Origin of the sequence: Mycobacterium sp. 852014-50255_SCH5639931 (assembly GCF_001665605.1) — a bacterium.
Classification (GTDB): Bacteria; Actinomycetota; Actinomycetes; order Mycobacteriales; family Mycobacteriaceae; genus Mycobacterium; species Mycobacterium paraffinicum.
The window spans coordinates 139,107-156,674 of record NZ_LZSV01000010.1 but is presented as its reverse complement, the minus strand read 5'-3'; the positions used below and the strand labels follow the sequence as shown (position 1 = coordinate 156,674).

The 17,568-nt window shown below is 65.5% G+C and carries 20 protein-coding genes; 10 read left to right on the top strand and 10 right to left on the bottom strand.

Annotated elements, in window-relative coordinates:
- Positions 1 to 527: 527 nt before the first annotated feature.
- Positions 528 to 1,103 carry a peptidoglycan recognition family protein gene (locus A5758_RS05300; protein ID WP_255377725.1) on the bottom strand — a complete coding sequence of 192 codons (576 nt, stop codon included), beginning with the start codon at positions 1,101 to 1,103 and terminating at the stop codon, positions 528 to 530.
- Positions 1,104 to 1,431: 328 nt separating this feature from the next.
- Here A5758_RS05300 and A5758_RS05295 point away from each other — a divergent pair, with 328 nt between their 5' ends.
- Positions 1,432 to 2,934: a serine hydrolase gene (locus A5758_RS05295; RefSeq protein WP_067737550.1), complete on the top strand. Its 1,503-nt coding sequence runs from the start codon at positions 1,432 to 1,434 to the stop codon at positions 2,932 to 2,934.
- Here the strand turns inward: A5758_RS05295 and A5758_RS05290 are convergent.
- Both A5758_RS05290 and A5758_RS05285 read right to left on the bottom strand, forming a co-directional pair.
- Entirely contained in the window at positions 2,931 to 3,686 is a 756-nt protein-coding gene (locus tag A5758_RS05290; protein WP_369816386.1) for a M15 family metallopeptidase, read from the bottom strand. The genes A5758_RS05295 and A5758_RS05290 overlap by 4 nt on opposite strands.
- 18 nt (positions 3,687 to 3,704) lie before the next feature.
- A complete protein-coding gene (locus A5758_RS05285; RefSeq protein WP_067737419.1) occupies positions 3,705 to 4,595 on the bottom strand; it encodes a universal stress protein in 891 nt (296 codons plus the stop codon).
- Between the two features lie 300 nt (positions 4,596 to 4,895).
- On the opposite strand from A5758_RS05285, the gene A5758_RS05280 reads away from it, so the two are divergent.
- A complete protein-coding gene (locus A5758_RS05280; RefSeq protein ID WP_067737416.1) occupies positions 4,896 to 5,627 on the top strand; it encodes a class I SAM-dependent methyltransferase in 732 nt (243 codons plus the stop codon).
- 107 nt (positions 5,628 to 5,734) lie between these two features.
- Here A5758_RS05280 and A5758_RS05275 read toward each other — a convergent pair whose 3' ends face one another.
- Positions 5,735 to 6,934: a glycosyltransferase gene (locus tag A5758_RS05275; RefSeq protein ID WP_067737413.1), complete on the bottom strand. Its 1,200-nt coding sequence runs from the start codon at positions 6,932 to 6,934 to the stop codon at positions 5,735 to 5,737.
- Between the two features lie 364 nt (positions 6,935 to 7,298).
- Positions 7,299 to 8,243: a UDP-glucuronic acid decarboxylase family protein gene (locus A5758_RS05270; protein WP_067737410.1), complete on the bottom strand. Its 945-nt coding sequence runs from the start codon at positions 8,241 to 8,243 to the stop codon at positions 7,299 to 7,301.
- A 386-nt stretch (positions 8,244 to 8,629) separates the two neighbouring features.
- On the opposite strand from A5758_RS05270, the gene A5758_RS05265 reads away from it, so the two are divergent.
- The gene (locus tag A5758_RS05265; RefSeq protein WP_231987229.1) at positions 8,630 to 8,971 is read left to right on the top strand and encodes a hypothetical protein; all 342 of its coding nucleotides are present in this window, start codon (positions 8,630 to 8,632) and stop codon (positions 8,969 to 8,971) included.
- 48 nt (positions 8,972 to 9,019) lie between these two features.
- Here the strand turns inward: A5758_RS05265 and A5758_RS05260 are convergent, their stop codons facing one another.
- Entirely contained in the window at positions 9,020 to 9,235 is a 216-nt protein-coding gene (locus A5758_RS05260; RefSeq protein WP_067737407.1) for a hypothetical protein, read from the bottom strand.
- Positions 9,236 to 9,379: 144 nt separating this feature from the next.
- Between A5758_RS05260 and A5758_RS05255 the strand changes: the two genes are divergently transcribed.
- Positions 9,380 to 10,312 carry a DMT family transporter gene (locus A5758_RS05255; RefSeq protein ID WP_067737404.1) on the top strand — a complete coding sequence of 311 codons (933 nt, stop codon included), beginning with the start codon at positions 9,380 to 9,382 and terminating at the stop codon, positions 10,310 to 10,312.
- A gap of 3 nt (positions 10,313 to 10,315) precedes the next feature.
- On the opposite strand, the gene A5758_RS05250 is transcribed toward A5758_RS05255, so the two are convergent.
- Positions 10,316 to 11,179, bottom strand: coding sequence for a phytanoyl-CoA dioxygenase family protein (locus tag A5758_RS05250; protein WP_067737401.1), 864 nt, complete (start codon positions 11,177 to 11,179; stop codon positions 10,316 to 10,318).
- A 96-nt stretch (positions 11,180 to 11,275) separates the two neighbouring features.
- Here A5758_RS05250 and A5758_RS05245 point away from each other — a divergent pair, with 96 nt between their 5' ends.
- The 5 genes from A5758_RS05245 to A5758_RS05225 are packed head-to-tail and all read left to right on the top strand — an operon-like array spanning position 11,276 to position 13,704.
- The gene (locus tag A5758_RS05245; RefSeq protein ID WP_082939588.1) at positions 11,276 to 11,659 is read left to right on the top strand and encodes a DUF732 domain-containing protein; all 384 of its coding nucleotides are present in this window, start codon (positions 11,276 to 11,278) and stop codon (positions 11,657 to 11,659) included.
- 51 nt (positions 11,660 to 11,710) lie between these two features.
- Positions 11,711 to 12,130: a YkvA family protein gene (locus tag A5758_RS05240; RefSeq protein ID WP_067737545.1), complete on the top strand. Its 420-nt coding sequence runs from the start codon at positions 11,711 to 11,713 to the stop codon at positions 12,128 to 12,130.
- Between the two features lie 28 nt (positions 12,131 to 12,158).
- On the top strand, positions 12,159 to 12,410 hold the full coding sequence (locus A5758_RS05235) for a hypothetical protein (RefSeq protein WP_067737541.1): 252 nt from the start codon (positions 12,159 to 12,161) through the stop codon (positions 12,408 to 12,410).
- Positions 12,411 to 12,467: 57 nt separating this feature from the next.
- Entirely contained in the window at positions 12,468 to 12,872 is a 405-nt protein-coding gene (locus A5758_RS05230; protein ID WP_067208091.1) for a DUF4267 domain-containing protein, read from the top strand.
- Positions 12,873 to 12,876: 4 nt separating this feature from the next.
- Positions 12,877 to 13,704, top strand: coding sequence for an LLM class F420-dependent oxidoreductase (locus A5758_RS05225; RefSeq protein ID WP_067737396.1), 828 nt, complete (start codon positions 12,877 to 12,879; stop codon positions 13,702 to 13,704).
- A gap of 2 nt (positions 13,705 to 13,706) precedes the next feature.
- Here the strand turns inward: A5758_RS05225 and A5758_RS05220 are convergent, their stop codons facing one another.
- The 3 genes from A5758_RS05220 to A5758_RS05210 all read right to left on the bottom strand — a co-directional run bounded on the left by A5758_RS05220 (position 13,707) and on the right by A5758_RS05210 (position 16,255).
- Complete coding sequence (locus tag A5758_RS05220) at positions 13,707 to 15,152, bottom strand: YdiU family protein (protein ID WP_197503775.1); 1,446 nt, start codon at positions 15,150 to 15,152, stop codon at positions 13,707 to 13,709.
- A 39-nt stretch (positions 15,153 to 15,191) separates the two neighbouring features.
- Positions 15,192 to 15,761, bottom strand: coding sequence for a hemerythrin domain-containing protein (locus A5758_RS05215; protein ID WP_067737392.1), 570 nt, complete (start codon positions 15,759 to 15,761; stop codon positions 15,192 to 15,194).
- Positions 15,762 to 15,976: 215 nt separating this feature from the next.
- Positions 15,977 to 16,255 carry a WGxxGxxG family protein gene (locus A5758_RS05210; RefSeq protein ID WP_067737390.1) on the bottom strand — a complete coding sequence of 93 codons (279 nt, stop codon included), beginning with the start codon at positions 16,253 to 16,255 and terminating at the stop codon, positions 15,977 to 15,979.
- A 318-nt stretch (positions 16,256 to 16,573) separates the two neighbouring features.
- Here A5758_RS05210 and A5758_RS05205 point away from each other — a divergent pair, with 318 nt between their 5' ends.
- The gene (locus A5758_RS05205) at positions 16,574 to 17,536 is read left to right on the top strand and encodes a hypothetical protein (RefSeq protein WP_067208074.1); all 963 of its coding nucleotides are present in this window, start codon (positions 16,574 to 16,576) and stop codon (positions 17,534 to 17,536) included.
- Positions 17,537 to 17,568 lie beyond the last annotated feature (32 nt).

The window sequence follows — 17,568 nt, the reverse complement described above, 5'->3', positions numbered from 1 at the left end:
TCAACGAGCCCCGTGAGCCCAACGGCTTCTACGACCCCAACGAGTCCCACGAGCCCGGCGGCTCCGGATAACGTCCGGTGACGACGTCCTGCATGAGGTGGCCCACCCGGGCTGCACACCTCACGCTCGCGATCAATTCGGTTGTAGCTGAGCGGTCCTGGCCTGAGCCTGCTTAACCGCGGCGAGCATGCGTGCGCTGAGATCCAGGCATTCCCGCTCTCCGACGCCACCGTTGACCAAATATCCGATCTGACGCACCTGGATAGCGAATTGGGTTAGGTCGTCACACAGTTGTTTCATGGGGGCCTTCTGGCTCTGAAAGGGCTTGCATCGGCCATATGTGCCGCGGACGCCAGCTTCCCGTCCGACTTACACCCAATTCCGGACGCCTACGGCCAGCCGAATTGAGGTAGTAACGCCCCAGAATCCTATACTTGCGACCAGCCTTTACACAACCGCACTTGTAAAAATTCCGGCTGCGGTCGATTGCCGCCGGACAACCCGGGACCAACGGCGGTGAGCGCTGGTCAGTTGCCCGCCTCGATTGCGGCGACTCGTGCGGCCGCGTCGGATCCGCAGAAGCGCTGGAGGTCCACGCCGCCCGCGGCCAGCAGATCGTCGATGCGGCGTTTCAGGTCGCCCGAGGAAAGGTGGGCGTACAGGTTTCCACCTGGGCAAGACGTCTGGGCCAGGTCCCGATGGCCCGCCAACGTGGCGCTCGCTATACGGAAATTCTGGGCGGCCCATGCGAACGCGCGAGCTGCCCCCTGAATCTGGGCCTCCGATACAGGCTCTTGATCGAAGTCTCCTTCGCAGAGGACCAGGAAGTGACCCGTTGTGTCGTAGTCCGTCGCGGTGTCGCCCGCGATCTCGGTGCTCCGGAGTTCGTAGATGTTGCCGTTGCGGTCGACGCCGACGTGATAGGCGATGTCGATCCACCCGTGCTGATCCTGGTGGTACCGCTGATCCTGTCGGAGGTGCGCTGGGGCATTGCGGTTGTCGCCAAGGACGACAGCCTCGTGGTGGAGGGTCATCCGCGTGATGGTGTGGCGCTTCCCTCCGGAGCGGGCCGGTCGCGCACCCCAGGCGTCTCGGCATAGCAACAACGCCGAAGTGGTCGCGGTCAGGCTGACGCTGGTCGTCGACGTCGCGGCAGGAGGTGGGGCCGAAGGTGGCTTGCCGCCGATCAGGGACCCCAGCCCCACGCTGCCGGCCACCCCTAAAAGCTGGCGGCGGCTGACAACGGCCGGCGATTCATGGGGCCGGCCGGGCGCAGGCTCGCACATCGCCCTCACGATACGGGCGTGATGCGGGGCCGCGGGATGCGTTTCGTCGTCCTCTCTTGACGCCGTCGAGATCCGAAAACAAGATCGCAGTAACGAGATGAGCTCCACCATGAATCGACCGGTCGCCGCGGGCTTCCGCGGTGCGATGCGAACCGCCATCGCCGCCGGGTCCGCTTTGCTTGCGATAACCACGGCTTGTTCGAGGGGCGACGCAGGACGTCCGGTGTTGGGTGCAAGCACCCCCGCTCCCAGACCGGACGTCGCGACAGTCGTCAAACCGCCCGACCCGGTTCCCGCAGTTGATTTCGCTAAGGTCTCCAAGCTGATCAACGATGCGATTGCGTCGAACAAGCTGCCGGGCGCGGTGGTTGTCATCGGGCACGGTGGCAAGGTCGTGTTCCACCAGGCCTACGGTTCGCGCAAGCTTGCAGGCGAACCCGGACTGGACGGCTTGCCTGCCCCTGCGGAGCCGATGACCGAGGACACGATCTTCGACCTGGCGTCGTTAACGAAGAGCCTCGCAACCGCGACTGCCGTCATGCAGCTCTACGAGCAGGGCAAGGTTGCGTTCGACGATCTCGTGCAGCAGTACCTCCCCGGCTTCAACACTGCGAACGATCCGCGCCGCGCGGCAGTGACCGTTCGGATGCTCCTTACGCACACCTCCGGCGAAACTGGGGACGTCAACCTGGGGGACCCGTGGGGACTGGACCATGCCGACAAAGAGGAGGGGATTCATCGTGCGCTCACCACGCCGCTGGAGTCGGCTCCCGGTGGCGGCTTCCGCTACTCCGATATCAACTTCATCCTGCTTGGCGCGCTGATCGAAAAGGTCACCGGTGAGGCCCTGGACGCATACGTTCAGCGACACGTGTTCGAGCCGCTTGGCATGGAAGACACCCACTACCTTCCACCCGCGCAAGCGTGTGGTTCGCACGCGACGTCGGGAGCCGCGATCGCCTGGGCTCCCGCGCCGCAAGACAGGACGGCGGACGCCTGTCCCGCGGGCACATGGAGCATCGGTCTCTTGCCGCGCATCGCACCGACGGCACGTGACGAAGAGGGCAGAGCTGATCCGACTAAAAATCCCGATCTCGATCACCTGCTTCGGGGCACCGTGCAGGACACCACGGCGCGGCGCATGGGTGGAGTGGCCGGGCATGCCGGCGTGTTCTCGACGGCTCACGATGTCAGCATGTTTTCGCAGGCATTACTTGACCGGCTCGCGGGCCGTCCCAGTCAATTCCCTTTGACGCAAACAACTCTCGAGCTGATGACGAGTCCGCAGCAGCCAGGACATGCGCTTGCGCAACTCAAGGCGGCCAACGATGCGGCCCAAGAAGCCGTCGCAAAGCGGCCGAACAAAACAGATCCGCTGCTCGCTCCGCGCTATCCCGCGATCGCCGGACAGAACCTGCGCGGCTTTGGCTGGGACATCGATACGGGCCAGTCCACGCCGCGGGGCGCGATCTTCCCCATCGGTAGCTTCGGCCACACCGGCTTCACCGGAACCTCGGTATGGATGGACCCACGCTCAGATACCTACGTCGTTCTGCTCTCGAACTCGATTCACACCCGGGGCAGTCCACCGATGTCGAATCTGCGAGGTGAGGTCGCAACCGCGACGGCACAGGCCCTGCGTCTTTAGGGCCGCTCGAAGTGTTGATAGTCGAGGGGACCCGTCCACTCGCCACCCCACCGCCAGCCACGATCTGTGAAGGCGCGCACAGCTGGGTCGCCATTGTGTAAGAGTCCCGGGTCGCTGCGGCTGCGGTCCAGGTAGGCGGCCGCGTTCCGCGGTTCGAAATACCCGCTCGCGTAGAGACACGGGTTGATGAGCGGATTGAGATCGATAGCCCGACCGTAGGCGTGCGGAGACCATTCGTTGGTTCCAGGGATGCGTCGGCAGTTGAACGCCGAAGTGTTGTTGTCCTCCATGGATAACTCGTCGTCGGCGCCCGGGTAGTGGTCGACCGTGCGGATCTTCTCGACCGGGTAACCGAGCCGGTGAAGCCGCTCGAAGATCGCGATGACCTCCGGCGCCAGGTCCTGATGCACGATCAGCTCACCGCGGTGCACCTGGCCGTCGAAACCGATGTGATCGACGTTGACCCGTCGCAGCTGCTCCGGTTCGACCGGGCAACCCGGTTGCCAGCTCTCGCCGAGTTCGGCCGCGGTGACCGGCTCCACGCTGTCTCCGGGAGGTACTGACGGCACACTGGGCGACGCGGCCGACGGTGGCGGTGTCGCAGACCCTGATGGTGTCGCCGCCGGCGGTGGCTGCGCCGAGGTGCACTGCACCAGCACAAGACACACTGCGAGCATTCCGGCCACCGCGGCACCCCGCCGCTCGAAGGGCGTCAACTGGGATGAGTCCTCACCGCTCGCTCCACTGAGAATGGGTCAGAACGCCAGTGTCTATCGCGCCACGATCACTGGGACCTTGGCCCTGTTGACCACCGACGCACCGACCGAGCCCAGCACCCTGCCGGCGAGCGCGCCGCGGCCGTGGCTGCCGACCACAAGCAGTTGCGCCTTTTCGGACGCGTCGAGCAGCCAGCGCACCGGCTCGCCAATCTCGACCCTGCGATGGACCCCCACGTCGGGATAGCGGTCATGCCAACCCGCCAGCCGTTCGGCCAGCACCTCTTCCTCCTCGGATAGCTGGGCGTCCCATTTGGCGTCCTGGAACACCGTTCTGGAGGTGGACGCCCGGGGATCAGCCCAGGCGTGTAAAGCCATTAGGCCCACACGCCGTCGTGACGCTTCCTCGAATGCGATCGCAGTCGCTGCTTCAGATGCCGGCGAGCCGTCGATGCCTACCAGCACTGGTGCCTGCGCCTTGCCGACCTGCGCTTGCTCGTCGGGGATCACGGCGACTGGGCAGTGGGCCTGGTAAACCAATTTCGAACTCACGGAGCCAAGCGAGCCGCGGGCCAAGGCACCGCCAGGTCCCCGATCGCCCACCACGACCATCTCCAGCTCTTTGGAGAGGGCGACCAGCGTCGGGACGGCGGTTGAATAAAGCACCTTGCTCCCGATCTTCACCGGACCGCGCTCACCAGCGTTCTCTTCGGCGACCTTGATCGCCGACTTGATGAGTCCGCGTGCCCGCTGCCCGCGCCATGGCCTGAAGTCCGTCCGGGCGGTGACCTGGAACCACCCCGGTAAAGGGGCGTCGACGACATGCACCAGGGCCAGTGGCGCATTCCGCAGCGCGGCATCACGGGCCGCCCACCGGACGGCGCCCAGCGCCGCTGCCGAGCCGTCGACGCCTACCAAGATCGCGCCACGTGGTGGCTCCCACATTTCAGCTCGTTTCTGATCGGCTGCGTACCCATCGGCAGGATCATCCAGAGCGGCCGCGATTGTCAGGGCCGAAGCGATGCAAGCCGAAGGACCAAAGGCACCGATGAAGCGGCTAACGCCCGCTGGCGGACGCGTCGGCGCTTGAGGCCATGCACGATCGCCGCTCGCGCACAATTGCGCTCGATGTGATTCGACTGACGCTCTAAGCTTCTGATGGGGTGTGGGTCAGGATCCATACGGCGCACATTTCGAACGGCCACTACCGACCTCCCCGGAGGAGTTCATGCGCAGGAGCGCCTCATGACCGACGCCGCCTGGACCCTCTATGCCGAGCAGATGGAAAACGTCGACGGCTGGTTCTTCGAGGCCGATGTCTCGCTATTCAGCAAGCTGCTCTCACGCCAGACTGCCGAAGGCATAACGGGCGACATGCTGGAGATCGGCACTTATCAAGGCAAGTCCGCCATCCTGATGGGCTACGGCCTTCGCGATGATGAAGAACTGGTGATCTGCGATTTGTTCGACGCCGTCATGGATCACGCAGACATGTCGCTGGTCCCACGCCAGCAGTATTCGGGTCTGGACCAGAAGCAGTTCCTGGCCAACTGGGATCGTTTCCACCATCGCCGGCCAACGCTTGAAGTCTGCGAATCGTCAGAGCTCGACCTCGGAGAACGGGTGCTCCGCTTCATCCACATCGACGGTTGTCACAGCTACCAGTGCGTCGCTAACGACATCAACCTCGCCGCGACCCACACCGCTGAGCGTGGCTTGATTGCGATCGACGACTATCGAGGCGTCGAAACTCCCGGCGTGGCCGCAGCCGTCTGGCAGGCCGTCGGCAATGGCGTCTTGTTCCCCTTCGCGGCCACGTATATGAAGATCTACGCCTGCACGTCGGCCGCTGATCAGAGTTATTGGTTGGAGCGGGTCCGGGATTCGGCTGACATCTGCGCCTTCCCCGACTTTGACTTGCCGTCGTATCGAAGCGTCTCGGCCGCGCAACTTCGTCACTCGGTCGCCGAGCACTGACAGGCGTTCCGTCGAACGAATTCATCCTGCGACGCTCGCGCAGGGCGCTCGGGCGCAATGTCTAGTCATCACCCATTTCGTCGCGGTGACTGAGTGGTGGGCACCGGTTAGTCCGCGGTCAGCGGCGTTTGCCGATTTGCCAGTGGGCCGACACGGACAGCGTCTTCGAGGAGATCGGCTGCGGTGGCAGCGCTTTCCGCGGGCGTCGACATCTGGGCGGCGACCTCTTGGGTTCGCGTGATGCAGTGCGGAGTGAGGATAGACCGCAAATCCGCAACCAGCGACTGCAGGGTGGTTTCGTCGAAGCGCCGTCCGATGCCTACTTCGAGTTGATTGACCGCGGCTGCCCACATCGGTTGATCCACCGAGACGGCAAGGGCCAACGTGGGAACTCCGGCCCGGATGCCGGCGAACGTGGTGCCGGGGCCACCGTGGTGGACCACCGCGCGGCAAGAGGGAAAGACAGCCGAGTGGTTCACCGCGCTCACAACCTTTACGTGGGCGGAATCCCGGAGCTTGTTAAGGTCACTCACGCCGCTGCAAATCAACGCGCGCTCGCCGAGCTGCGCACAAGCCCCGCTGATCATCGTGATCACGTCGCCGGGAGATGCGACTCGTGCACTGCTGCCGAAGCCGAAGTAGATCGGCGGCGTTCCCGCTGCAATCCACGACGAGACCTCGTCGTCGACCTGCGTCGGCAGCTCCAGGGTCAGCCCGCCAACGAAAGGTCGTCGCAGGCCGTGTTCCGCCCATTGGGCTGCCAGCCCGGGAAAGAAGAGTTCGTCGTAGGCCTGGAGCTCCAGCGGTTGTCGCGTCGATGGTCCCATTTCCTCTGGCAGGCCCAGTGTCCGGCGCTGGACGTCTTCAGCGTCTCTGGTTATTCGTGAATGCGTACCCGGTGGGATCGGGTAGATGTGCACCGCAGCCTGCGGAATGTCATAGTATTCCGCAACATTGGCGGCCAGCCCTTGCTCGCTTGCGTCCGTCAACAGCAGGTCGGCCCCGTCGGCCAGCGACGTGAGCGCCTTACCCAGCTCCGGCCAGAGTTGAGTGAGATCCCGGAAAATTTCCCACGCCATGAGGACGGGGCTCGGCATCGTTCCGTATTTGCGTTCGAGATCGCTGTTCTGCCGGACCTGATCCGGGCCGTGTGCGACCGCGGCAAGACCCGCCGACTCGATGAAGCCGATGTAGTTCGGGGGAACCGCCATGCGTACATCGTGACCTCTACGCTGCAGTTCTCGACCGATGGCGGCGCACGGCTCGATATCACCCCGAGTCCCCAAGGTTGCCAGCACGAACCTCATCGCCGGAGCCCAACGTCCGGTGACCTGAGTGTGCAGCGCGGCCGTGAGCCCAAAAAACGCCGAATGAGAACGGCGGCAATAGGACAACGGCGGCTTTGAAGGGTTTGATGAGCCATGACCCTCATTCGTCAATCGTGGTCGGCGGGCGAGTCCGTTGAGTGTGGGTGCTCCCTGATGCTAAGCAGCTTAATCGTGCCTGCCGCGACTCAGTCGCCACGCAGGCTGGGCGAACTGCTCGCTGGCGGCGCCATCGACCCGGCATCCCGAATCATTTTGCTCTGTCAGGAGATTGGTGAAAGGAACGTTGATCAAGTGCCGCGCTTGCCCGCTCGTAGACATTAATGATCTCGGCGCCCCTGCGAGCTCATCCGACGATTCCTTTGAAGTATTCGACAGTTCGCGCGGCGCCCTCTCCGAAAGGGACTCGTGGCCTCCAGGCGAGCGTGGACTCGGCGAGGCTGATATCCGGTTTGCGCCTCTTGGGGTCATCCGGCGGCAGGGGCCGAAATACGGTTTCCGAGGCCGACCCGGTTATCTCGCCGATCATGCTCGCCGTCTCGAGAACGGTGAGTTCGGTCGGACTGCCCAGGTTGACGGGTCCCGTGAACGAGGGTTCGCTCGCGGCCATCCGCACAAGACCCTCGATGAGATCGTCGACATAGCAGAATGAGCGGGTCTGGCTGCCGTCCCCGAAGACGGTGATGGGTTCCCCCCGCAGCGCCTGGACGATGAACGAGGGGATGATTCGGCCATCCTCCATGTCCATTCTCGGACCGTAGGTATTGAATATGCGGACAACCTTTATTCGCACGTCGTAGCGACGGCTGTACTCGAGCATCAGAGTCTCCGAGATCCGCTTGCCTTCTTCGTAACAGCTCCGCGCGCCGAAGCAATTGACATTGCCCCGGTAGCTCTCGACTTGGGGGTGGACGATGGGATCCCCGTAAATCTCGCTGGTGGAAGCTTGGAGAATCGTCGCCCGCTCCTCGCGTGCCAGTTCCAGAAGGTTCCTCGTACCGACGTAGTTGGTCTCCAGGGTGAACAAGGGGTCCCGCTGGTAGGCGCGCGGCGATCCAGGGCATGCCAAGTTGAAGATGACATCCAGCGGACGGGCGACGGCCGCGTCTACCGGCCGGGTGATGTCGTGCTCGAAAAAAGAAAAGCCCGGGTCTCCCTCGAGTTGCCTTAAGTTCTCGCGCCCACCGGTGCAGAGGTTGTCGAGCCCGATAACCTCGATGCCGTCGTGGCGAAGACGGTCGCAGAGGTGGGACCCCAAGAACCCGGCGGCGCCCGCAACGAGGGCTCTCAATTTTGATTCTCCTCAATGTCGGCCCGTACCGTCGTAGTCGAGTCCTCGCCAGAAGGCGCTTTGGATCATAGATGTTTCGGACATCGAAGACGACGGATCGCATGACCGACTTGACACGTCGCGAGACGGCTGCTTGAAAGAGCTCCGACCCGCACTGGCGATTATCGGCTTTCTTGCCGGAGTCGCACAGTTCCCTGCTCTCGCTGACGACGGCGTCAGGACACGAACGGGTACCTGATAGAACGCCGGGTTGGATTGGCGGTGACCGTAGGGCGAGAACCTGACATCTCGAACGGTGGACGATGTCGAGGCCCTACCATTGGTAGCCGGGGTCATAGCTTGTCGACCTCCAGATCATCGAGGCGCCGAGTCGAGGAGAAGTTCCCGTGCAACAGTCGCTCTCACTATCGGTCACGAGAAAGCTGCTTCTCGCCCTGACATTCGTCATCGCGCTGATCGCTCCAGCTTCGATGCCGGGCACGTTTGCCACGGCCCACGCTGACCCGATCGGCTTCATGCCGGACTGGCCCAACTACGAGATGCAGACCGAACAGACCATGTGCAACGCCATGGCGCAGGGCTGGTCGCGCGCGCAGATCGTTGGCGCGATGCAACAGGCGAACAACCAGGCGATGACCGGGCTGAACCCGGATCAAGCCGCCAGGCGGGCCAACATGTGGGTGGACCTGGGTCGAATCAAGTACTGCCCCGGCGCAGTCGCCAGCTGACCCCTAGGTATTGGTCCAGCGGTCGAACGCGGCCTCCATGTCGGACCCCTAGCAGAGGGCGGCGGAAAACCACCCGCCGGCAACCAGGGCGATGACGAGCGCGGCGGTGGTGTGGCCCGTCGACGCGGCGACGACGATGCCTGTGATCGCAGCGATGAGGGCCATGACCACGAACACGGCCAGCAGTATCCGGTGCGAATGGATCGCTCCGCTGGGACGCGGAGCGGCGACAACGTGCTTGCTCGGGCCATGGGCTGCGGCCATTAAAGCTCCTACCAAGTTGTGACCTGGAATACACCGTCAGCATAAATGTGCGGTGAGTCACAAACAAACTAGCGCGCTGCGCCGCTGCGCGCGTTCGCGCCGAGCCCAGTTAGCCGCGCGGACGTCCGGGGTATCCGCACGGGCATGGGGTGGGGGGAATCGCACGCGGTCGCGATCTTTTCGGCATTGCTTTCGGCGTTCTGGGCCGCGGTGGGCATTGTTGTTCGGCAGCGAGCCGCCCAGGACGTTCCGGCCGATGAGGGCATGTCGGGAACGATGGTGACGACCCTGGCGACGCGACCGCTGTGGTGGGCGGGCACCGTCGCCGCCGTCGCCGGCTACGTGTTTCAGGCCGTGGCGCTGGCGCACGGATCGCTGCTGCTCATCCAGCCGCTGCTGGTCTCGTCGCTGTTGTTCGCGTTGCCCTTGAGCGCGCGGCTCTGCCACCAGCGCATCAGTGCGGTCCAGTGGGGCTGGGCGACGCTGTTGACGGGCGCGCTGACGGTTTTCGTGCTCGTCGGCCAGCCGCGCGAAGGCCATGTCCGCCCTGCGGTCCCGGCGTGGACACTGGCGTTGTTGGTGACGGTGCCGTTGCTGGTGGTGTGCCTGACGGCAGCCGGCCGCGCCGCGGGTCGCGTGCGCGCCATGCTGCTGGGCGTGGCCGTGGCGGTCCTGCTCGGCATGATCGCCGTCCTGACGAAGATCTGCACGCACCGCTACGCCGTCGGCGGCTGGCACGCACTCCTCACCGTCCCCGCTCCCTACGTTTTGGTCGCCTTGGCGGTCGCGGTAACGGTGGTGCAGAACTCGGCCTTTCATGCCGGCGCGTTGCAGGCGTCGGTCCCGATCATGTTGGTCGGCGAGCCGGTTGTCGCGGTCGTGCTCGGCGTTGGGGTGCTAGGTGAACACCTGACGGTGGGCCGCTCGACGGCGCTGGCGCTGGCAGTCGCCGTCTGGGGCATGGTGGCCGCCGCCATCGCGCTGAGCCGCAGCCAGGCGATCGAGGTGGGCAGCCCGCAACAGTCCACGCCCGTCGACGCCGCGCGGTTGGCGGGTGTCAGCGGAAGACGAAACTAAGACCTACGAATCCCGCGCGGCTTCCAACAGCCGGAGCGGGTGCAGACCGTCGACCGCGCCGACGAACGGCGGGTGGATGCTGTAGCCGAGCATTCGGCGAAGGTCGTCGGAGACCGAGCGGGCGATGTCGCGCGATATCGACAGTGTGAAGGCTTCCATCGGTCGCAGCCACGGTTGGCAGTACTGGGCGGTGACGGCAAGGCGGTCGTGGCCGGTGTTGTTGGCGCCCCCGCCGTGCCACAGGGTGCCCACGAAGAAGACGCACGAGCCGGCGGGCATGACGACCGGCATGGCCTGATCGTCGGGACCCGGCCGGCGCTTCCCCCAACGGTGGCTGCCGGGGTAGAGGACCGTGGCCCCGTTGTCCGCGGTGAAGTCGTCGATGGCCCAGATCGTCGCCGCCGCCAAGGGTTCTCGCGGACGCGGGACCGGGTAGAACCCGTCGTCGTGGTGAGCCAGCTGGGCGGCCTCCCCGGGCTGAATGTTGATGGCCTGCAACGCCGAAAGCAGGTAGTTGGGCATCAGCAGCCGATCAAGCACCGCCAATACCCGGGGATCGGCGACGATCCCGTCGCATACCCGCGTCCGGCTCAGCAGGCTGTAGATGCGCTGGGTGTGCCGCCCCTCGAACGAGTTGCGCCCGGTGTGCCCCAGCCATGGCCGCACGACCTCGCGGATCTGCTGGCACTGCTCCGGTGTGAGCAGCTCCTTCCAAATGACGTAGCCGTCGCGGTCGAGGGCCGCCATGTCGGCGTCGACGATCGCGTTGTCGACAGAGCTTCCACCGCTCGCCGTCCGCTTGTACCGCTGCGCCAGATCGCCCCTGAGGTCTTCCAGCGTCGTGACGGATTCGTCGTCGATGTTCATAGGCACTCGTCCTTCATCCCGCCAACCACACTAAGCGGAGTTCGCGCGGGCCGACAGGACAATTCGCACCATCTCTACAAGGATGAAGCGGTGCGGATGCTTCTCGTGCTTGCGAGCTTCGCCGCCGCCATCGGCGCGGCCACGCCCGCGCAGGCTGACCCGGCCAGCAACCCCGATGCGAACTTCTTGACGGCGCTCGATCAGGCCGGCGTTCCCTACAAGAACGGCGCCGTCGCCATTCAGGTCGGCAAGAAGGCCTGCGAGCTGATGGACCAGGGTCACTCCAAAGCCGCGGTCATCCAGAGCGTGACGTCGGAGAATGCCGGCTTCACGGTGGCGGACGCGACCCACTTCACCACAAGCGCGGTGAATGCCTACTGCCCCCAACACATCGGAGAACCGACCACGGAGCCACCGCAGCCTCCGCCCGGTATCTGGACCATTCCCTGGATTCCGTTCCCGCCGCCGGGGGCCGCGTAGAAAACCCGCCGGCGCTGGCATGACTGAGCCGGACCGACCAAGATGTACGTGATGTGGCCTGACTGGTGGGTGATCGCGGTCGGCATCCTGGTTGCGCTCGCGGTGATCTGGCTGATCCTGGCTGTCACCTTCTGGCTGATGCGACCCGAGGCCAAAATGCAGGACCTGGTGCGCCTCCTGCCCGACGTGCTCCGGCTGCTGAAACGCCTCGCCGCCGATACCGAACTGCCGCGGCGGATCCGGATTGCATTGGTGGCACTGATCGCTTTTGTCGTGTCGCCCATCGACCTGATCCCCGACGCCATCCCGGTCATCGGATTCGCCGACGACGTGATCATCGTTGGTCTGGTGCTGCGCTGGATCAGCCGCACAGCGGGGCCCGGCGCGCTTGCCAAGCACTGGCCCGGCACGCCCGACGGCCTCGCCACCCTGTGCAAGCTGTGCGGGCTGACCGACCCCGCGCTGGACTGACCCGGTCGGAACCTAGGAGCGTGCGGTGATGGAGGTAGTTCGGCGCACGATGCGCTATCAAGTCAGGGTCGGCGCGCTGATCGAACTGGCGTTGTGGCTGGCGATCCCGTACTTGTGTATGGGGTTCGTGTGGACCCTTTTTCACGCCGAAGAGGCTCGACTGATCCAGACTCGGGTGGAGGCCGTGTTCCCGACCGGAGCCGACGCCGTGGCCTTCGGCCTGACCACGGCATTGTGGCCGGCCTCCATACCAATCGCCCACGCGTGCCCCGCGCCGTGACGGGCTCTTGGGGCGAAGCCGTGCGCGGGAGCGCGGTTTGCTCCTAGGCTGCCGAGCATGTCAATCGACCGAGCGGCACTTCTCGCGGGCAGCATCCGACTCACCTCCGGCGTCTGGTTCCTCGTCGACCCCTTGACCGCGAACCGGTTCTGGGGAGATCCCGGCGAGCCGGCGCCGACGGCCCGACTGTTGTTGCGGTCCATGGGATATCGCGACGCGTTGATCGGTGGCATGCTCGCGACGGCGGCGTTGCGCGGCAAGAACACCCGCGGCTGGTTCCTGGCATCCGGCGGTGCCGACGCAGCCGACCTGCTCGGCGGCATCAGCGTCCATGATGAGTTGAAGCCCTCGCAACGGATCATCGGCTTGGGCGGCGCCGTCATCGGCATCGGTGTGGGGCTCTGGGGCGCGGCCCGATCGCAGTCAGGCGGTCGCCGGAACGAGCCCGATGCGGTTGACTGAGACCATGGGCGTAGGCGTACTGACATTCGTAACCGATGAGGGCATTGGCCCGATGGAGCTGGGGCAGGCGCTCGAGCAGCGTGGATTCGAGTCGCTGTTCCTCGCCGAGCACACGCACATCCCGGCGGGCGACGTAACCCCCTACCCGGCCGGCGGTCCCATCCCGCCGAAGTACTACCGCACCCTGGATCCGTTTGTGGCGTTGACCGCCGCGGCCGCCGTCACCGACCGGCTGGTCCTGGGCACCGGTATCGCGCTGGTGCCCCAGCGCGATCCGATTCACACGGCCAAAGAAGTGGCGTCGCTGGATCTGGTGTCGCGAGGACGATTCAGGTTCGGTGTCGGTGTGGGCTGGCTGCGCGAAGAGATCGCCAACCACGGCGTCGATCCCGGGGTCCGAGGACGAGTGGTTGACGAACGACTGGACGCGATGGTCGAGATCTGGACGCACGAAACAGCCGAATTTCACGGCGAATTCGTAAACTTCGGCCCCATCTACAGTTGGCCCAAGCCGGTGCAGAAGCCCTATCCGCCGCTGTACTTCGGCGGCGGACCGGCCGGCTTCAAACGCATCGCCAGGCTGCGTGCCGGCTGGCTGTCGATGACACCGTCGGCGCAGGCCTTGGCGCCGCAATTGGAGCAACTGCGCGACATGGCCGGTCAGGACGTGCCGGTGATCAGCTTTCACGGTGGCGCGCCGACGGCAGAAGAGCTTGAGGGCTACCGCGCTCTCGGGTTGCAGCACCTGCTGGTGGAACTGCCCACCGAGCCTCGCGGCGAAACCCTTCGCCGTCTCGATGAGCTGCAGGCTGAATTCGCGAAGCTCACGTAAAGCTAAGTACCGCAGAACGTTTGGTACTTACCGAAGTCCTCGGGGGCCGGATTGGCGTAACGTTCCAGGCCCGCTCGCTCGTCATAGGGCGCGGTGACCGCGGCGAGCAGCTGTTCGAGCGGTTGGAGATCGCCCGCCGTGGCGGCCGCCAGAGCTTCCTCGACCAGATGGTTGCGCGGAATGTAGATCGGGTTGGCCCGATCCATGGCGTCGGCGTCGGGCCGCAGGGTTTGCCACCGCGACAGCCACGCGTCGAACCCGGCGAGGTCGATGAACAAGCCGCGCGCGGGTTCGGCATCGCCTCGCGCCGCGCGGCCGAGGTGGCGGAAAAACGAGGTGTAGTCGACGTGGCTGTCCTTGAGCAAGGCGAGTAACTCGTCGCAAAGTGCCTTCAGCTCTTTGGCGTCGACGTCCGCGGGCAAACCCAATTTGGCGCGCATTCCGGACGACCACACGGCGTCGTACTCGCGCTGGAAGACCCCGAACGAATTCTCCGCGAGCGCGACCCCCTCGTCGGGATCGTCGGACAGCAGCGGAAGCAGCGTCTCGGCGAAACGGGCGAGGTTCCAGCCGGCGACGAGGGGTTGGTTGCCGTACGCGTAGCGCCCCCAGAAGTCGATCGAGCTGAAGACGGTGTCGGGGTCGTAGGCCTCCATGAAGGCGCACGGTCCGTAGTCGATCGTTTCGCCGGAGATCGTCATGTTGTCGGTGTTCATCACCCCGTGGACGAATCCGATCAGCATCCAGTGCGCGATGAGCGACGCCTGCACGGCGACCACCCCTTCGAACAACGCGAGGTAGGGACGTTCGGCGTCGGCGGCGCCGGGGTGGTGGCGGGCGATCGCATGGTCGGCGAGGCGGCGCAGCAGGCCGGCGTCGCCGGTGGACGCGGCGAACTGGAAGCTGCCGACCCGTAGGTGGCTGCTGGCCACGCGGGCCAGCACGGCCCCGGGCAGCTCCGCCTCACGCAGCACCGGGCGGCCGGTACCCACGACGGCCAGCGATCGCGTCGTCGGCACCCCGAGCGCATGCATCGCCTCGCTGACGATGTACTCGCGCAGCATGGGCCCGACGGCCGCCAGGCCGTCCCCGCCGCGGGCGAACGGCGTCGGCCCCGAGCCTTTCAGGTGAATGTCGCGCAGCCGCCCGTCGTCGCCGACGAGCTCCCCGAGCAGCAGTGCGCGTCCGTCGCCAAGCCGGGGGACGAAGCCGCCGAACTGATGCCCTGAATAGGCCTGGGCTACAGGGACGGCGGTGCTGGGGACCAAGTCGCCCACCAGGAAGCGCATCCCATCGGGACTCCGCAGCCAGCCGGAGTCCAGGCCGAGTTCGGCGGCAAGCCGCTCGTTGAGGGCAAGCAGCCGCAAGTCGGCGGGCGCCTCAGCTTTCCAGCGGACGGCCATCTCCGGCAGTTCGCGGAAGAACCGGTCCTGTAGGGCAACGGTCATATCCGGGGCGACACTCACCTCGACGAGCCTACGGAACTCCTACGAGCCCAGGGCCTGCCCGATGAGGTCGCGGGCGCGATCGAGCATCGACGCGAACGGTCCCAGAGCGAAGTTCAGCTTGGCCGATTCCACGCCGGGATGCGGGTGGGTGGGCGCGATGGCCTCGGCCGCCCGCACCGCCGCACCCATCCGCTTGAGGGCGGCGTCGTCGACCTCGCGTTGCAGCACGGGGAACTCTTCGCTCTCCTCCTGCTTGGCGTGGTCGAGCACGGCTTCCCGGAGCTTGGTGACCTCGTCGATGAATTCCTTCGAGGTGACGTCGAGCTTCTCGATGCGCGACAGCAGCTCCTTGGCGTCGTGCTCCTCCTTGAGCCGGGCGTCGACGATCGCGTCACCGGCGTCAGCCTCGCGGCGCACGCGCGGGTGCACCACCATTTCTTCGGCTGTCTCGTGGACGGCCAACAGCTGACGCAGCGTCGAGAACGGCTTCTCACGCGCCTGCGGATCTGACGCGTGCAGCACCTCGTCGAACATGTCCTCGATGAGGTTGTGCTGCGCTTTCAAAAATGCGACGACTTCGTCGGGCGATTGGACAATCATGTCGGCCATCGCCGTACCTCACTGTTCTGTCGGGGAATTGGGACTCGCACTATGGGCTGTGTGCGGCTTGACGAGGCATACCCGCTGTACAAGCCCCTAAACGAGGCCTCCGGGCGCGGGTGGCCCAGAGAATCGTTTGAAGCGCAAGCTTTTTTCTGTTCGGGCGCCGAGCCAGATCCCCGCCAGGCGCGGCGCCTGACGGGGATCTGAGCCGAGCGAAGGAACTAGACGCGACGGTCGCCGGCGGCGGCTGGTCCGACGCCGGTGCCGGTGACGGCGTCCTTGCGGCGCTTCAGTCCGGCGAGTCCGCCCAAGCCGAGGAGGCCGAGCAGGCCCCACAGCCCGGTCTTGTCGTTGTGTTGGCCGTTGTTGTTGTCGTTGTCCGCCAACGTCGTTGTGGTGGACGTCGGCGCGGCAGTGGTTGGACCGGCGGCATTGGCGACGCCTGCCCCACCGAACAACAGCGCCCCGGTGGCCGAAACGATTGCAATGGTCCTACGCATGTGTACTCCTAGCGGGTTTGCCTCGGTCGTAGCCCTCAAGGGTGCCGAGACGCATTTGAAGGACCAGGGTGCTCTAGTCCTCGCGGAAAGCGACGCTCCACCGAAGCGGCGGCGTGGCAAGGCATAGATACCCCTGGGGGCAGGCGTGAAACTTTCGCAGGGGCATCGACTTGTTTGCTCCGCCGGGATTCCCTCCCCGTAAAAGCGATCTGGATCACATGGCGGAGGGCGATGTTATCTGCCGGCGCCCGAATGGGTAGCCGCAACAGAGGCGCTTTCGTGCCGATCCAAATAATCAACGCAGGAGGCGAATTTTCGATGACTTCATCGGACAAGACGACGGTGCTGGCGCAGTTGCGTGCGCTCCACCAGCTGACCAACACGGAGATCCAGGTCGCCGAAACCCGCATCGCACAAGCGCGTACCGAGGCGGTCGAGCGCGAGCTGACGCAGAACGCGTCGAACGCGCGCGAGCGATCCGAGGCCATAGAGAAGGCGATTCGTGAGCTCGGCGGTGTCCCGGACATCCTCGGCCCCTTCCTGGGCCGCGCCGCCGCGGCGGTCAAGGCCCTGACCGAACAGGCCCAGCCGTTCGACGAGGCGCTTCTGGGCGACCTGGCGCTGGAGGACCAGTTGCTGGACCGCGCCCGCTACCTCAAAGCCCTGGCCGTCGCGGCCGAGCTTCCCGAAATCGAGAGCCTGGCGACGCGGTTGATCACGGCGCATTCGGCGACCGTCGATTGGCTGACGACCGTGCTTGCCGAGGATGCACTGGGCGGCCCCGCCGCGTTGCGCCGGACACCGCTGCAGGCGGCGGCCGGTACCGCGGTGAAATTGGTGAACCTGCCGGTCGAGTGGTCGGTCCGGGGTGTGGACAGGGCCGCGGACGCGCTGCGCTCGGCCCGGCCGACCTTCAACGAGCTGGTGAGCCGGGGCGCGTACGCCGGTGACGTGGCGACCCGCGCGCTCGCGGCGTCGCGGAACGCCGCTCTCGAGGCGGCCGAGAAGGTCACCCGCAGCGAGGGGGCCCGGCAGACCGCCGACGCCCTGCACGCGGCACGCGCCGCAGTGGGGGTGCTCGACGCCGACGAGCTGCCCATCGCCAACTACGACGAGCTCAACGTCAGCGAGGCCGTCGCCGAGGTTAAGGATCTCGCCAACCCGAGCGACGTGCGCGCGATCATCGCCTACGAAGAGGCGAACAAGAACCGCCAGCGGGTGGTGTCGGCCGCACAGACGCGTGTAGCCGCGATCGCGCAAGAGGTCGTCGGCATCAACTAGCCGATCAGGCGAATTCATAGCTAAGGCCGCCC

Bases quoted from the DNA above. Each gene is read 5' to 3' on its own strand.
- A5758_RS05235 (WP_067737541.1), top strand. From the start codon at position 12,159: ATGGAGGTAGTTCGGCGCACGATGCGCTATCAAGTCAGGGTCGGCGCG.
- A5758_RS05240 (WP_067737545.1), top strand. From the start codon at position 11,711: ATGTGGCCTGACTGGTGGGTGATCGCGGTCGGCATCCTGGTTGCGCTC.
- A5758_RS05220 (WP_197503775.1), bottom strand. From the start codon at position 15,152: ATGACCGTTGCCCTACAGGACCGGTTCTTCCGCGAACTGCCGGAGATG.
- A5758_RS05230 (WP_067208091.1), top strand. From the start codon at position 12,468: ATGTCAATCGACCGAGCGGCACTTCTCGCGGGCAGCATCCGACTCACC.
- A5758_RS05245 (WP_082939588.1), top strand. From the start codon at position 11,276: ATGCTTCTCGTGCTTGCGAGCTTCGCCGCCGCCATCGGCGCGGCCACG.
- A5758_RS05215 (WP_067737392.1), bottom strand. From the start codon at position 15,761: ATGGCCGACATGATTGTCCAATCGCCCGACGAAGTCGTCGCATTTTTG.
- A5758_RS05280 (WP_067737416.1), top strand. From the start codon at position 4,896: ATGACCGACGCCGCCTGGACCCTCTATGCCGAGCAGATGGAAAACGTC.
- A5758_RS05255 (WP_067737404.1), top strand. From the start codon at position 9,380: ATGGGGTGGGGGGAATCGCACGCGGTCGCGATCTTTTCGGCATTGCTT.
- A5758_RS05210 (WP_067737390.1), bottom strand. From the start codon at position 16,255: ATGCGTAGGACCATTGCAATCGTTTCGGCCACCGGGGCGCTGTTGTTC.
- A5758_RS05225 (WP_067737396.1), top strand. From the start codon at position 12,877: ATGGGCGTAGGCGTACTGACATTCGTAACCGATGAGGGCATTGGCCCG.
- A5758_RS05250 (WP_067737401.1), bottom strand. From the start codon at position 11,179: ATGAACATCGACGACGAATCCGTCACGACGCTGGAAGACCTCAGGGGC.
- A5758_RS05295 (WP_067737550.1), top strand. From the start codon at position 1,432: ATGCGAACCGCCATCGCCGCCGGGTCCGCTTTGCTTGCGATAACCACG.
- A5758_RS05205 (WP_067208074.1), top strand. From the start codon at position 16,574: ATGACTTCATCGGACAAGACGACGGTGCTGGCGCAGTTGCGTGCGCTC.
- A5758_RS05285 (WP_067737419.1), bottom strand. From the start codon at position 4,595: ATGTGGGAGCCACCACGTGGCGCGATCTTGGTAGGCGTCGACGGCTCG.
- A5758_RS05275 (WP_067737413.1), bottom strand. From the start codon at position 6,934: ATGAGGTTCGTGCTGGCAACCTTGGGGACTCGGGGTGATATCGAGCCG.
- A5758_RS05260 (WP_067737407.1), bottom strand. From the start codon at position 9,235: ATGGCCGCAGCCCATGGCCCGAGCAAGCACGTTGTCGCCGCTCCGCGT.